The 13,349-nt window shown below is 72.7% G+C and carries 13 protein-coding genes; 7 read left to right on the forward strand and 6 right to left on the reverse strand.

The features are described 5' to 3' along the window. Nucleotides 1–61 precede the first annotated feature (61 nt). On the forward strand, nt 62–1,369 hold the full coding sequence (locus tag AC061S_RS09265) for a cation:proton antiporter (protein WP_478685364.1): 1,308 nt from the start codon (nt 62–64) through the stop codon (nt 1,367–1,369). A 40-nt stretch (nt 1,370–1,409) separates the two neighbouring features. Here the strand turns inward: AC061S_RS09265 and AC061S_RS09270 are convergent, their stop codons facing one another. Together AC061S_RS09270 and AC061S_RS09275 are read right to left on the reverse strand one after the other, a co-directional pair. Continuing rightward, complete coding sequence (locus AC061S_RS09270) at nt 1,410–2,498, reverse strand: FUSC family protein (protein WP_478685365.1); 1,089 nt, start codon at nt 2,496–2,498, stop codon at nt 1,410–1,412. A 110-nt stretch (nt 2,499–2,608) separates the two neighbouring features. After that, nucleotides 2,609–3,727, reverse strand: a complete 1,119-nt coding sequence (locus AC061S_RS09275; RefSeq protein ID WP_478685366.1) for an inorganic phosphate transporter — start codon at nt 3,725–3,727, stop codon at nt 2,609–2,611. A gap of 346 nt (nt 3,728–4,073) precedes the next feature. Here AC061S_RS09275 and AC061S_RS09280 point away from each other — a divergent pair, with 346 nt between their 5' ends. Together AC061S_RS09280 and AC061S_RS09285 are read left to right on the forward strand one after the other, a co-directional pair. Further along, nucleotides 4,074–5,501 carry an MFS transporter gene (locus AC061S_RS09280; protein ID WP_478685367.1) on the forward strand — a complete coding sequence of 476 codons (1,428 nt, stop codon included), beginning with the start codon at nt 4,074–4,076 and terminating at the stop codon, nt 5,499–5,501. A 10-nt stretch (nt 5,502–5,511) separates the two neighbouring features. Further along, on the forward strand, nt 5,512–6,024 hold the full coding sequence (locus AC061S_RS09285; protein ID WP_478685368.1) for a MarR family winged helix-turn-helix transcriptional regulator: 513 nt from the start codon (nt 5,512–5,514) through the stop codon (nt 6,022–6,024). A gap of 17 nt (nt 6,025–6,041) precedes the next feature. On the opposite strand, the gene AC061S_RS09290 is transcribed toward AC061S_RS09285, so the two are convergent. Then, nucleotides 6,042–7,154 (reverse strand): right-handed parallel beta-helix repeat-containing protein, encoded by a 1,113-nt coding sequence (locus AC061S_RS09290; RefSeq protein ID WP_478685369.1) that lies wholly within the window; start codon nt 7,152–7,154, stop codon nt 6,042–6,044. Between the two features lie 263 nt (nt 7,155–7,417). On the opposite strand from AC061S_RS09290, the gene AC061S_RS09295 reads away from it, so the two are divergent. The 3 genes from AC061S_RS09295 to AC061S_RS09305 all read left to right on the forward strand — a co-directional run bounded on the left by AC061S_RS09295 (nt 7,418) and on the right by AC061S_RS09305 (nt 10,284). Next, nucleotides 7,418–7,930: an O-acetyl-ADP-ribose deacetylase gene (locus AC061S_RS09295; RefSeq protein ID WP_478685370.1), complete on the forward strand. Its 513-nt coding sequence runs from the start codon at nt 7,418–7,420 to the stop codon at nt 7,928–7,930. 31 nt (nt 7,931–7,961) lie between these two features. After that, entirely contained in the window at nt 7,962–8,519 is a 558-nt protein-coding gene (locus AC061S_RS09300) for a TetR/AcrR family transcriptional regulator (RefSeq protein WP_478685371.1), read from the forward strand. Between the two features lie 79 nt (nt 8,520–8,598). Continuing rightward, complete coding sequence (locus AC061S_RS09305) at nt 8,599–10,284, forward strand: alpha/beta fold hydrolase (protein WP_478685372.1); 1,686 nt, start codon at nt 8,599–8,601, stop codon at nt 10,282–10,284. 94 nt (nt 10,285–10,378) lie between these two features. Here AC061S_RS09305 and AC061S_RS09310 read toward each other — a convergent pair whose 3' ends face one another. Further along, on the reverse strand, nt 10,379–11,257 hold the full coding sequence (locus tag AC061S_RS09310) for a GNAT family N-acetyltransferase (RefSeq protein ID WP_478685373.1): 879 nt from the start codon (nt 11,255–11,257) through the stop codon (nt 10,379–10,381). A 412-nt stretch (nt 11,258–11,669) separates the two neighbouring features. Between AC061S_RS09310 and AC061S_RS09315 the strand changes: the two genes are divergently transcribed. Continuing rightward, complete coding sequence (locus tag AC061S_RS09315) at nt 11,670–11,918, forward strand: hypothetical protein (RefSeq protein ID WP_478685374.1); 249 nt, start codon at nt 11,670–11,672, stop codon at nt 11,916–11,918. Here AC061S_RS09315 and AC061S_RS09320 read toward each other — a convergent pair. Both AC061S_RS09320 and AC061S_RS09325 read right to left on the reverse strand, forming a co-directional pair. Continuing rightward, nucleotides 11,915–12,478: a dihydrofolate reductase family protein gene (locus AC061S_RS09320; RefSeq protein WP_478685375.1), complete on the reverse strand. Its 564-nt coding sequence runs from the start codon at nt 12,476–12,478 to the stop codon at nt 11,915–11,917. The two genes, AC061S_RS09315 and AC061S_RS09320, sit on opposite strands and share 4 nt — an antisense overlap. 73 nt (nt 12,479–12,551) lie before the next feature. Further along, nucleotides 12,552–13,322 carry a maleate cis-trans isomerase family protein gene (locus AC061S_RS09325; protein WP_478685376.1) on the reverse strand — a complete coding sequence of 257 codons (771 nt, stop codon included), beginning with the start codon at nt 13,320–13,322 and terminating at the stop codon, nt 12,552–12,554. Nucleotides 13,323–13,349 lie beyond the last annotated feature (27 nt).

Consider the following 13,349-nt stretch of genomic DNA (forward strand, 5'->3'; position numbering starts at 1 on the left):
TGAGTTGCTCCGTCTCCCCGTTTGCGCGACGTGGTGAGCCGAATGCGCCCGGAGACGAGCGGTGACCGAGTCCCAGGCCGTCCACCTCTTCTTGGGTCTGGCCGTGATCCTGGGGCTGGCGCGGGCGATGGGGGCGCTGGCGCGCAGATTCGGTCAGCCCGCGGTGATCGGTGAGATCCTCACCGGGGTACTGCTGGGGCCCACCCTGTTCGGCAGCCAGCTCTCCGGCATCATCTTCCCCACCGAGATACGGCCCCTGCTCAACGCACTCGCCGGAGTGGGCGTCGCGCTCTTCATGTTCGTCGTCGGCAGTGAGCTCGACCTCGGCATCCTGCGAGGCGGGGGACGGGCCACCCTGTGGACATCCCTCTTCTCGACCCTGCTGCCGCTGGTGTTGGGCGCCGCACTGGCATGGACGCTGGTGCCTTCGCAGCACGAAGGCTCGTCCATCGGCTTCGTGATGTTCTTCTCGGTCGCGATGTCCGTGACAGCGTTTCCCGTACTGGCGCGGATCATCGCCGACCGCAAATTGGCCAACACCCGGATCGGTGCGACCGCCTTGGCCTGCGCCGCCATCACCGACCTGCTCGCCTGGACGCTGCTCGCCGTGGTGGTCGCGATCGCCACGGGCGAGCGCTTCGACTGGTGGCTGGCGCTGCTGGTGCCGTACGTGGCGCTGATGGTCACCGTTGTCCGCCCGCTGCTCCGCCGGGCGGCCCGCATGGTCTCGGAGGGCGCGCCGGGCGGCCCGGCGGGCAACAGGAACTTCCTCGCCCTCGTGTTAGGCGGGCTCCTGGTGTCGGCCGCCCTCACCGAATGGTTGGGGCTGCACTACATCTTCGGCGCGTTCCTGTTCGGCGCCGTACTGCCAAGGGGAACCGGCGGCAAACTCCGGGACGGAGTGCTGCAGCGGGTCGAACCGCTGTGCGGCCTGCTCCTGCTGCCCGTGTACTTCGTACTGTCCGGCCTGAAGGTCGATCTCTCCCGCCTGAACGCGTCGGACCTCGGTCAACTGGCCGCCATCCTGGCCGTGGCCGTGACCGGGAAGTTCGTCGGCGCGTACGTCGGTGCACGCGTCGGAGGGCTGGACGGCCGCCACGCGGCCGCGCTCGGCGCCCTGCTGAACACGCGCGGACTCACCGAACTGGTCGTTCTCGGCGTGGGTCTGGAGCTGGGGCTCCTGGACGCGAAGCTGTACTCGTTGATGGTGGTGATGGCGGTGACGACCACCGCGCTCACCGGTCCGCTGCTGAGCCGGATCCTTCCTGCCGCGACGCCCGGAGTCGCCTCCGCCGGTACCCCGGCCCGGTCGGAGCCGCGTACCGTCCCACCGCAGAAGTTCGATGCGACCGAGACGAAATCTCGCTGAAGAGCCCCCGGGGCCGGCGCGCTCCGCACACGCCCCGGGGCTACCCGAAGGCGCCCTTGTGGGGTCCGATCGCGGGATCCAGCTCGTGGAGCATCTTCCGGGCGTCCTCCAGGATCCCGGCGGTGCACAGGACCCCCCAGTCCGCGTAGGCGGGGGACTGCGCCAGCGCCGTCCGCAGGAAGCCGGTCTCGGCCTCGCCGAGCAGCTCCGCCAGGCGGGCCCGCACCTCGGGCGAAGGAGCGTCCTCCCGTACGTGTACGTCGGCCAGGTCGCCCAGCATGGCGGCGAGCGCGGTCAGTACCCCGTCCAGCCCGGCCGGGGCGTCGGCCCGCCGGGGCAGCAGGTGCTCGTCGTGCTGCGCCCAGTGCAGGGCGGGCGGGCGGCCTTCGCGGAAGGTCAGGTCGTACAGCCCGCGGGTGATCCCCCGGACCTGGTGGCCGACGTGGTCGAGGCACTGGGTGGCTTCGGCGAGCCGGTCCAGGCGGGGCCGGGCCAGCCGGCCGCGCGGCCGCCAGCGGATCGCGTCCTCGGCTTCGCGGACGGCCTGGCGCACCGTTTCGAGCTCCTTGGACAGGGAGCGGGCGCGCCGGACCCAGTCCCCGGTGCGGGCGGCCCAGTCGCCCTCGGCCAGGCTCCGGGCTATCTCGGCCAGCAGCGCGGCCATCTGCCGGTTCAGGCGGGCCAGTTCCTCGCCGGCGCGGCGGGTGAAACCGGGGGCGGGCAGCGCGAGGCCGACGCACGTGCCGACGAGCACGCCGACGACGTTGTCCTCCAGCCGGGCGGCCCCGTACCCGAAGGTGGTGGCGGCGCCCATCACGAGCACGGCGGTGAGCGCGATCTGGTGCATCTGCGAACCGAGGTTCATCACGCGTCCCGCGTACATGCCGACCAGGACCACGAGGACGACGCTCACCGTGTTCGTGCCGATCGACGCGGTGGCCGCCACGCCGAGCAGGAAGCCGAACAGGATGCCGGCCGCCCGCTGCAGGCTCTTGCGCGCGGTGGCGAAGGGCGTGGTCTGCGTGGCGAGGATGGCGCCGACGGGGGCGAGCGAGGCGGAATCGGAGTGCAGCAGCACGGAGGCGATCCACCAGGCGAGTCCCGACGAGATCGCGGCGCGCAGGACCATGCTTCCGTCGCCGAAGCGGCCGTCATCCGGGACCGCAGGCCCTCTGCTCCCGCTGCGCTGCCCGATACCTTCATTTTTGGGACCTTACGTGACGAGGTGTGGAGCGGCGCTCAGGTGGCGGCCGTCTCCGGCGTGACGCTCCGCGCGGTGACGGCCGTACGGCGGGACCGGGCCCAGAAGGCGAGGGTCGCGCACAACAGCAGGGCGGCCGTGGCGTCCTGGCCCCATGCGCCCTGCTCCGTGAGCAGGACGGCCAGGGCGGCGACGAGCCCCGCCGCGGGCAGCGTGAGCCCCCAGGACACGAGCATGGCCCGCACGGTCGTCCGGCTCAGGACCCCGCCGGGGGTGGCGAACCCGGCCCCGGCGACACCGCCGGTGACGGCGTGCGTGGTGGACACCGCGAAGCCCAGGTGCGACGAGGCCAGGAGTACGGCCGCCGCGCTGGTCTGGGCCGTGCAGCCCTGCCGCGGTCCGAGCCGGGTCAGGCCCGTGCCGAGCGTGCGGATGATGCGCCAGCCGCCCGTGTAGGTGCCCAGGGCCATCGTCAGCCCCGCGGCCACGACGACCCACAGCGGGGGAGCGGACCCGGCGGGCAGGGAGCCCGCCGTGACCAGCGTCAGCGTGATCACGCCCATGGTCTTCTGCCCGTCGCCGGTGCCGTGCGCCAAGGACACGAGCGCGGCCGCGAGAACCTGCCCGGCGTGCGCCCCGCGCCCCGCTCCGGCCCCGCCGCCTTCCGGACCGCGCAGCCGGCCCGCCGCGCGCGTGGCCGCGTACGCCACCAGTCCGCCGATCAGCGGAGACAGCGCGGCCGGGACGAGGATCTTGCCGACCACGGCCATCCCGTTGACCCCCTGGAGGCCCACCGAGGCGACGGTGGCACCGATCAGCCCGCCCACGAGGGCGTGCGAGGAACTGCTGGGAATTCCGAGCAGCCAGGTCGCCAGATTCCACAGGACGGCCCCTGCCAGTGCCGCGAGGATGACCGGCGGACGCATTCCGGCGTGCTCGTCGATGATGCCCCCGGAGATCGTCTTGGCGACCGCCACCGAAACGAACGCGCCGGCGAGATTGCACACCGCCGACAGGGCCACGGCGACCTTGGGGCGCAGTGCGCCGGTGGCGATGGCGGTGGCCACGGCGTTCGCCGTGTCGTGGAACCCGTTGGTGAAGTCGAAGAGCAGGGCCACGGCGATGGTGACCGCGATGAGCGTCGTGGAGGAGTCCATGAGTGCGTATCTCTACGAGTGGAGTGGGACGTCAAAACCATAGGCTCGGCGAACTGGTCGCATCGGCCTCCCCGGTGAACGGAAAACGAATAATGCGGCGCTAAGTATAGGGAGATGAAAAAGCCGGGAAAATCCGTAAAGAATCCCGCCGGGAATTCCTTCTCCGGCCGTGGTGGAAGCGGCATCCCGGCCTTATGGCCCACGCGGGCCGGGCCTTTCCTCCTTTTCTTCGCGGCCGGATGGATCGGTGTCCGATGTAATCTGGACACAGGGGGAACCGGCAAGACCGGCAAGACCGGTACGACCGGTACGACCGGTACGACCGGTACGAAGGGAGGAGCCCCTCATGGCCTTCTCGTCCACCCCCGCCCTGCACGCCCTTCTCGTACGGGAACGGGCCCGGCCCGCCTGGGTGCGCTCGCGCCCCGGCGCGTGGCGGCTCGCGGTGGCCACCGTGTGCTTCGGCGCCTTCATGGGCCAACTCGACGCCAGTATCGTGACGATGACCTACCCCGGAGTCCGGGCCGAGTTCGGGGTTCCCCTCGCGGGCGTCGAGTGGGTCTCGCTGGCCTATCTGCTCACCCTCGTGGCCCTGTTGGTGCCCGTGGGCCGCCTCTCCGACGCCCACGGCCGCAAACTCTCCTACCTCTACGGCTTCGCGCTCTTCACCGCGGCCTCGGCGGCCTGCGGCCTCGCCCCGACCCTCCTCGCCCTCATCGGATTCCGGGTGGTGCAGGCGGTGGGCGCCGCCATGCTCCAGGCCAACAGCGTCGCCCTGGTGAAGACCAGCACGCCCGCCGCACGGCTGCGGACCGCGCTCGGCGTACAGGCCGCCGCCCAGGCCGTCGGGCTGGCACTCGGACCCACCGTCGGGGCCGCTCTGGTGGCCGGGCTCGGCTGGCGCTGGACGTACTGGATCAACGTGCCCGTCGGGCTGATCGCCCTGGCCGCCGGGCACTACCTGCTCCCGCGCACCCGCGACCGGGCCCCCGTACGGCGCTTCGACCGGGCCGGAGTCCTGTGGCTCGCCACCGCCACCGCCGCCCTGCTGGTCGCGCTCAGCTCCCTGGCGGGGCTGCCCGGGCCGGCCTGGGCCGGACCGGCCGCCGGCGCGGTCGCCCTGGGGGCCACCGCCGCCCTGGTCCGGCAGGAGCGGCGGGCCCCCGCCCCGCTGCTCGACCCCGCGCTGCTGAAGGCCCCCGGGATCCGGGGCGGGCTCGCGGCGGCGCTGTGCGGATACCTCGTCCTCTTCGGCCCGCTGGTGCTGGTGCCCGTACTCCTCCTCGGGTCCGGGCACGGCGTGCTCGTCGCCGGAACGGCCCTCACCGCCCTGCCCGCCGGATTCGCGCTCGGCGCGGTGGGCGGCGACCGGGCCCTGCCCGCCGCGGTCACCGACCGGGCGCGCTGCCTGTACGGATCGGCGCTGCCCGGCTGCGCCCTGGCCGCGATGCTCTTCCTGCCGCCCGCTCCGGTACCGCTCGCCTGCGCGCTCGGCGTGCTCGGCCTCGGGCTCGGCCTGTTCGCCCCCGCCAACAACGCCCTCGTGATGCGGGCGATGCCGAAGGACGCCCCCGGCACCGGCGGCGGCTTGATCAACATGGCCCGCGGGCTCGGCACCGCCGTCGGCGTCGCCCTCGTCACCCTGGCCCTGCACGCGGGCGGCGACGGCGGACGCCTCGCGGTGCTGATCCTGCCGGCCGCGGCCGCCGTCATGGCCGTCACCGGCTCCGCGGGCGGCGCGGGAGCCGCCCCGGCCGCGGCGGAGGGCGAGTAGCGTGGTCGGCATGTCACGCATGCCGCGTACGCCGGGCGCGCCCGACGCCCCGGACACGCCGCCGGGCGAGGGCTCGCCCGAGGCCCGGGCGCTGACCGCCGCCGTCACCCGCCTGCGCCGGGCGCTGCGCGCCTCGATCCGTACCGAGTACCCCTGGGAGCAGCTCCCCATGGCCCAGGTGGAACTCCTCCAGGTCTGCGTCGACCACTCGCCGGTCCGCGTCAGCGAACTCGCCGCCCGCACGCGCCTCGCACAGTCCACGGTGAGCGGCCTCATCACGAAGCTCACCGAGAACGGGCTGGTCAGCCGCGAGGTGGACAGCGAGGACCGGCGCGCCGCCGCCGTCAGCGCCACCGACACCGGCCGGCTGCGGCTGGCCGCCTGGACGTACGCCCACGAACGCCGCCTGGAGCACGCGCTGACGGCCCTGCCCGACACCGACCGCACGGCGCTCGACGCGGCCCTGCCGGCCCTCACCCGCCTCGCCGCCCGCCTGGAGGTCGGGGACGGTGAGGGCGGGTAGGAGCGGCTGGGAAGCGGCTACGGATTCACGGTGGCCGTGGCGGTGAAGCCGCAGCACTCGAAGGTCTGCACGGGCGCGCCCGAGGTCTGCGTGATCTTCACGCCGTCGAGCACCGCGTCCGTGTCGGCGGCCGCCGCGATGACCGCGACCCCGTGCGTCCCTCCCGTGATCCGGTCCTTCCGGACCGTGAACGAACCGTCCTGGAGCGCGATTCCGACGTACGAGTTCCGCCGGAGGTCGTTGTTGCCGATGGTGATGCCGGTGCCGCCGACGTAGATGCCCACCTGGTTGCCGACGATCCGGTTGTGCTCCACGACGGTGCCGGGCGAATCGGCTACGACGCCCGCGTGCTGGAACTCGTTGAAGAAGTCGGGTCCGCAGCCCGGGTCGGGTTCCCGGCACTGGTTGTCGCTGATGGTGTTCCGGACGACCCGGCCGGACGAGCCCTCCACGAACTCGATGCCGTCGGTCGACAGGGTCGGGTGCCCGGTGACGGTGCTGCGCTCGATGGTGGCGGAGGAACCCTGGTTGAGGACGACCACGCCCACGCCCTGGTAGCCCGTGATCCTGGTGTCGTGGATGGTCGCCGAGCCCGTACCGGTCGGCAGGTCCCCGATGAGGACGGCGTTCGCGCTGCGGAAGCAGGGCGCGGCCGGAGTGTCGGTGATGTGGGTGACGGCGGCGTGGCCGAGGTCGAGACTGGCACCCCCGAGCACGCGGATGCCGGCGCCGAGCGCACCCTCGTCGCACGTGCCGGAGCCCGGCCCGCTGACGGCGAGCTTGGACAGCGAGACGGACGCGCCGTCGTGGATCTCGACGATCGAGTTGGCCCCGTCGTCGCCGGGGGTCAAGGTCTGGGGAGCCTGGATCGTCGTCTTCCGGTCGCCCGAACCGGTGATCGACACGTTCTTGCCGATCACCACCTGCTCCCGGTAGACGCCCGGCCGGACGGTGATCCGATCACCGGGGGCGGCGGCGTCGACCGCTGCCTGGATCGTCGGATAGTCCCTGGGAACGACGAGGTCCGGTGCGTCGGCCGCCGCCGATGCCGGCACCAGCGGACAGACGGCGATGGCCGTGAGGACGCAGAGCCCTAGCCGGGCGGCCGTCCTGATCAGAGGGATTGCCATGGAGATTCAGCTCCCGTGGGGTGTGTACACCTGGGATCCGGGGGTCCCCGGGACCCGTCGGCCGGATGCCCCGGCCGCGCTGCAAACCTAGGGACGGCGGTGATCGCCACCCGCTCCCCGCCGTCCGACACGATCCGGTTTCCCCCTGCCGGCCCATCGCCGGGAACGGTCCGGCGTGCCTCTGGGGCGAGTAACTCGCAGGCGGCCCCGGTGTTCCCCCGATAGCCTCACCACCTGCACCGGAAGGGACGGAAGGGACGCTCATGCCTCGAATCACCCTCGTCCAGGGCGACATCACCGCCGAGAAGGCCGACGCCGTGGTCAACGCCGCGAACTCCTCGCTGCTCGGCGGCGGCGGGGTCGACGGAGCGATCCACCGGCGCGGCGGCCCGGAGATCCTCGCCGCCTGCGAGGACCTGCGCCGCTCCCACTACGGCAAGGGCCTCCCGACGGGCCGTGCGGTGGCCACCACGGCCGGCCGGCTCCCGGCCGGCCACGTGATCCACACGGTCGGCCCGGTGTACCAAGGTTCCGGCAGCGACCCATCGCCGTTGGCCTCGTGCTACCTGGAGTCGCTGCGGGTCGCGGACGAGCTCGGAGCGCGGACGGTCGCCTTCCCGGCCATCTCGACCGGGGCGTACGGGTGGCCGATGGACGATGCCGCCCGCATCGCGGTGGAGGCGGTGCGCGGTGCCGAGACGGCCGTGGAAGAGGTGCGGTTCGTCCTCTTCGACGAGCGGGCGTACCGGGCGTTCGCCGAGCAGGTGCACGGTTGAAAGAATATGTAGATCGGTCTAGTCTCGTGTCATGGGACAGAAGGGCGCCGAGACGCGGGACCGACTGCTGGATGCGACACAGGAGTTGGTCGAGACCGGGGGATACTTCAGCGCCGGGCTGAACCAGGTGATCGCGGCCAGTGGTGCGCCCCGCGGCTCGCTCTACTTCCACTTCCCCGGCGGCAAGGACCAGTTGGTCGGCGAGTCCGTCCGGCGGGCCGGGGGGATGATCGGCGACGCCCTGGAGGGCCTGGCCGACTCCAGTGCGTCGGTGGCGGAGTTCGTCGACGGGATGCTGCGGCACCTGGGCGACAGGCTGGAGGAGTCGGGCTGGCGCAAGGGGTGTCCGGTGGCCACCGTGGCGCTGGAGATGGCCGCCGTCAGCGACCCGCTGCAGGAGGCGTGCTCGGAGGTCTACGCCTCCTGGCAGGCGGCCCTGCGCGCACGACTGGCGGGCCGTCCGGACGCCGACGATCTGGCGGTCACCGTACTGGCCCTGGTGGAGGGGGCGCTCCTGCTGGCCCGGGCGCACCGGAGCAGGGGACCGCTGGACAGCGTCTCCCGTCGGATCGGAGCCCTGCTGGGCTGACCGACGTGGCCCGCCGTGACCGGCGGGCTTCTTTTTCGCCCCAAAAATATGTAGACCGATCTATTCTAGAGGAGCTTTCATGGACGCGATCGTCTTCGGTGCGACCGGCTTCATCGGCCGCTCGCTCGTCGCCGAGCTGCTCACCCGGGGGCAGCGGGTGGCGGCAGCCGTGCGCGACGACACCCTCACCCCCTGGCTGGCCTCCCAGGGCGTCGACACCGGCGGGCTGCACCTCGTCGCCGCCGACATCACGCGGCCGCTCTCAGGGCTGCCCGAGGTGCGCGACGTCTACAACGCGGCCGGTCGCTTCGCCTTCGGCCTCGGTGTGCAGGAGGCGCGGGCGGTCAACGTCACCGGGGCGCTCAACGTGCTCGAATGGGCGGCCTCGCTGCCCGGACTGCGTCGGCTGGTGCACATCAGCGGGTACCGGGTGAGCGGATCCGAGGGCCTCCCCGACTACGCCGGGCTGGGAGCGTACGAGGCGTCGAAGTCCGAGGGTGATCTCGCGGTGCGCGCCCGAGCGCGTGAACTGGAGGTCCCGCTGACCATCGCGAACCCCAGCACGGTGATCGGGCCGGGCCAGTACATCGGTCTGGCCGCCCTCGTCGAGGACCTGTGGAACGGCCGGCTTCCCGCGCTGCCCGGCGGCCGCGACACCTTCCTGCCGATCACCACGATCGACTACTTCGTACGGTTCCTCGCGGAAGCCCCCGCGTCACCCGCGGGGGAGCACTACTGGGTGCTCGACGACCGCACTCCGCTCCTGCCCGAGCTGATCGCTGAGATCGCCGGCCACACGGGCGTGCGGGCACCCCGCCGGACCGTTCCCGCAGGTCTGCTGCGGCGCCTGCCGCGCAAGCTGACCGGCGCCGATCCCGAGACGCTGGCGTTCCTGTCGTCCGACCGCTACCCGACCGCCTCCGCCCGCGCCTTCGCCGCGAGCGCAGGCTTGGAGATGCCTCCGGTCGCCGACGTCCTGCGCACGTGGGCAGACGACCTGGTGGCCGCCCGCTTCGGCGCCGCATCGCCCTGGCTGAGCCCGTACGGCTTCCACGCCGTGGCGGGCAGCCGTACCTGGGTGACCGGCGAGCGGCACCGCCCCGACCACGTCCTGCTGCACGGACTCCCGATGAACGCCGATCTCTGGGCACCCCTGGCCGGCCATCTCCCCGGCCCGCTCCTGGCCCCCGACCTGCCGGGCCTGGGCCGCTCGGCCCCGACGGCCCGGCCGGTGGACGCATGGCTGGCCGACCTGCTGGGCCCGGTGCGGACCCGCCCCGTGCTGGTCGCGCACTCCCTGGCCTGCGGCCCGGCGCTACGCTTCGCCGTCGATCATCCGGACCGCGTCAGCGGTCTCGTGCTCATCTCCCCGGCGTTCCTGCAGGCACCCGCCCCCCGGCTCGCCCGCTCGGTGTTGGCCGTACCGATGCTGCGCCGCATGTCCGCCGCTCGGCTGGCCCGGGCGCTCGGTGTCCCGGAGGGGGCGGAGGTGGAGAGCGCCGCGGCGGACCTGCGCCGTCGCGGCGTGGCGCGCCGGGTGGCCGCGGCTGTCCGTACGGACGTCGCCGAGCGCGGGCGGTCGCGGGCGCTGTTGGACCGGGTGGGCGTCCCGGTCCAGATCGTCGTGGGCTCGGCCGACCCGCTGGTCGAGGCCGTCGACCACCCGGTGGCCGAGATCGAAGGGGCCGGGCACTACCCCCAGCTGACCCACCCCTCCCAGGTCGCCCGCCACCTCGGCCGTGCCTCCGCTCCGATCGGCGGCTGACCGGGGCCCCGTTGCCGAGGGACCGGGCCTGTTGCGAACGTGCCGACGGGCCGGACCAGGTGATGTCCAGGTCCGGCCCGTCGTCCGCTCGTCGCTACAGGTCGAGCTGGTACTGGACTGTCGTGTGTGTGGGCACGTAGTCGAGGCTGTCGCTGATGCGTCTCATGTGCGTGTTGCTGTCGGCGGTGTCGGTCAGGAGGCCGCCGAGGTCTGGATGGCTCTTGTGGGCTTGTCGGATCGACTCGGCCTTCATCCATCGGCCGAGGCCGTGTCCGCGGTGCTCGGGCAGTACGCCGGTGCCGTAGTGCCGGCCGTCACCCGTGCCGTTGCCGGGGACGACGAGTTCCGTGAAGCCGGCGATCGAGTCGTCGGTCGTGTCGATGGCGACGACCGTGTGCAGCTGGTCTCCGCGGTCGTGAACGGCCTTCGCCGCGGCCCGGACCCGGTCCACGTCCCAGGCCACGGTGCCGTGGTCGGTGTCTTCCATGGGCATGTCGTCCATGGCGCGGCGTGAGGCGGCGAACGTCCGGGCGAGGTCGTCGGGGACGGTTCCCCGCCATGACGCCAGCCGGTAGCCGGGGTGCGGACGCTCGATGATCTCGGCGAGGGCGGTGGGGTCCACGTCGGCCAGTGGCAAGCGGGCGAACCTCAAGGTGAGCACCTTGCGGAAGCCGTGGGCCGACAGGAAGTGATGGCCGGGCGATCCGGCCTCGGCCTGCGCGCTGACGCAGCGTCGGGCGTTGTCCCGGGCGGCGGCCACGGCGGTGTCGAGGAGTCTGGAGCCGACGCCCTCGCGGCGCTCCGTGGGATGGACGTGGAGGGTCAGTTCGGCCAGGTGCTCTTGTCCGCCGTCGAACAGGCGCAGAAAGGCCGTCCCAACGGGGATGGAATCGGCGTCGGATGCCAGCCATGCAAGGCGTCGGCTGTGCGCCCCGTGAGCGGGGTCGGTCAGCGGGGTGATGCGAAGCGACAAGGTGTCTCCGTCGTGAGGAGGTGGCAAAGGTCAGTACGCGGGCTCACCTGCTGGGCACTCGTGCGCATGTGCTCCACACCTCCTCGTCGACGGTGCCGGTCCGGAACGACACGGACGGCTCGGGCGAACTTAGCTTGCCCATCGGTTCCTCGGCAAAGGGTTGACCGAAGGCAGGTGCGACCGTGGGGTCGCGGCATCACGACGAGTTGGCCGAAGCCGGACGTGTATGCCGCCGGCGTCGTGGACAACCGGCAGGTCTCGGAACCGGACGCTGCAGGGTGGGCGGGGGTTACCGAGGAGTAGGTTCGTGGTTGGCTCGACGGGCTCCCTCTGGTCATGGGCATCGCGGAGACCGTGGCCTGGTGTCGCCGGCACGCGCTGGTACCCGTGCTGACGACCCTGGCATGCGCTCATGCAGGCGGGAGCCTTCGGAGTGGAACCCGGCGCGTGCGGGGCGATCGGTGACAGTCGATCCGACCTGCCCCCGTTCGCGTCCGTCGGGCTGAGCGTGGCGTTCAACGCCTCCGCGGGGGCGCGGAAGGCGGCAACCTTCGCGGTGGAAGGCGACGACCTGCGCGGTGTGCTGCCCTTCTTGGAACGATTGGTTCACAGCCGCGGCGAGGTGCACCGTGGTGGGCAGCCCGCCGCGGACACGCCCTAGCCGATGGAGGGACGCGCCTGCTTCCGCACCCGGAAGCGGAGCATCGTGACGGCGCCCGACTGGGTGTTGCTGAACGGTTCCAGGTCGATCCTGTCGAGGCTCGGGGGCGAGAAGCGGACGCCGTCGCCCAGGAGCACCGGCAGGACGTACACCAGGATCTCGTCGACGAGCCCGCGCTGCAGGCACTGGGCGGCCACGTCGGCACCGAGGATCTCCAGGTTCTTGCCGCCCGCTGCGCTGCGTGCCGTGGCAACGGCCTCCTCGAGTCCACAGGTCAGGAAGGTGACGGTGGGGTCAGGCTCGTCGGGAGGCCTGTGGGTGAGGACGAACTGTGGTCCCCCGTCGTAGGCGGTGTCCTGGGCGGCCATACGCTTGGCGACCTCGTACGTGCCCCGGCCGACGAGCATGGCGCCCGTGGCCGCCATGACCTCCGGGAACGCGTCCGCAGACACGTACTCGGCGATCCAGTCCATCGCATGGCCAGGACCGGCGATGAAGCCGTCCAGCGACATCGCCCGGTTCACGACCACTTTGCCGGTGCCGATACCTACATCACTCATGCGTTGTCTCCACGGATCTCGGAGGCCAGAGGCCGAATCGGAGTCCGGCCGGTGGGGCCGTCCTCGGTCCGGCCTAGGCGACCGAGAACAGCCGGCCGTAGGCCGTGATCGGGGTGGTCGGGGTGGCCGCGGCGCGCAGGGCCGCCCAGAGGAGGGTCTGGTTCGCGGTCAGGACCGGGCGGCCCAGGGTGGCCTCCAGGGCCGCGATCGCGCCGACGGCGCGGAAGCCGTTGCCGCCGATGACGACGGCGTCCGCCGTGTCGGGGACGTGCGCCGCCACCCAGTCGTGCAGGGCCCGCGGCCCGATGAGGGTCTGCCCGCTGGGGAGGCCGCAGGGGGCGGCGTACGGGACCTCGAAGCCGGCGTCCTCGTAGTAGCCCCGGCCCAGGTCGCTCAGCGTCTCGTCGAACCACGGCGGGTCCACCAGGGCGAGCCGGCCGGCCTCCAGCGCCCGCAGCGCCTCGACGGTGGCGGCGCAGGTGGCGACCACGGGCAGCCCGTGGGTGCGCTCGCGCAGCCGGTCCAGCATGTACCCCTCCCCGCGCGGGCCGATGACGTAGGCGGAGCTGGTGAAGGCGTAGGCGATCACCGACACCGGGGCGGCGGCCAGCAGCTCGGCGGCCTCGTCCACGTGCGGGGCCTCGGCGAAGGCCCGTACGGGGGCGAGCGGGATGGTGGCGTCCATCGCACCGCCGCGCCCCATCGCGCGGAACGGCACCCGGGCGGCGTGCAGGCCCACGTCGGCCGGAGCCATGGCGCGCAGCTCCGACTCGGGGCCGACATCGGCGTGCGGGGTGAGGACGCCGAGGCGGACGCGCACGTCCCACCCGTCGGGCTGCCACATCGCGTGTTCCTCTCGGAGGCCGGGAGA

The organism is Streptomyces sp. CA189 (genome assembly GCF_056428985.1).

Coding starts and splice junctions, on each gene's coding strand:
- AC061S_RS09290 (WP_478685369.1), bottom strand. CDS start 7,154: ATGGCAATCCCTCTGATCAGGACGGCCGCCCGGCTAGGGCTCTGCGTC.
- AC061S_RS09280 (WP_478685367.1), top strand. CDS start 4,074: ATGGCCTTCTCGTCCACCCCCGCCCTGCACGCCCTTCTCGTACGGGAA.
- AC061S_RS09285 (WP_478685368.1), top strand. CDS start 5,512: ATGTCACGCATGCCGCGTACGCCGGGCGCGCCCGACGCCCCGGACACG.
- AC061S_RS09320 (WP_478685375.1), bottom strand. CDS start 12,478: ATGAGTGATGTAGGTATCGGCACCGGCAAAGTGGTCGTGAACCGGGCG.
- AC061S_RS09325 (WP_478685376.1), bottom strand. CDS start 13,322: ATGTGGCAGCCCGACGGGTGGGACGTGCGCGTCCGCCTCGGCGTCCTC.
- AC061S_RS09300 (WP_478685371.1), top strand. CDS start 7,962: ATGGGACAGAAGGGCGCCGAGACGCGGGACCGACTGCTGGATGCGACA.
- AC061S_RS09295 (WP_478685370.1), top strand. CDS start 7,418: ATGCCTCGAATCACCCTCGTCCAGGGCGACATCACCGCCGAGAAGGCC.
- AC061S_RS09270 (WP_478685365.1), bottom strand. CDS start 2,498: ATGGTCCTGCGCGCCGCGATCTCGTCGGGACTCGCCTGGTGGATCGCC.
- AC061S_RS09305 (WP_478685372.1), top strand. CDS start 8,599: ATGGACGCGATCGTCTTCGGTGCGACCGGCTTCATCGGCCGCTCGCTC.
- AC061S_RS09275 (WP_478685366.1), bottom strand. CDS start 3,727: ATGGACTCCTCCACGACGCTCATCGCGGTCACCATCGCCGTGGCCCTG.
- AC061S_RS09315 (WP_478685374.1), top strand. CDS start 11,670: ATGCAGGCGGGAGCCTTCGGAGTGGAACCCGGCGCGTGCGGGGCGATC.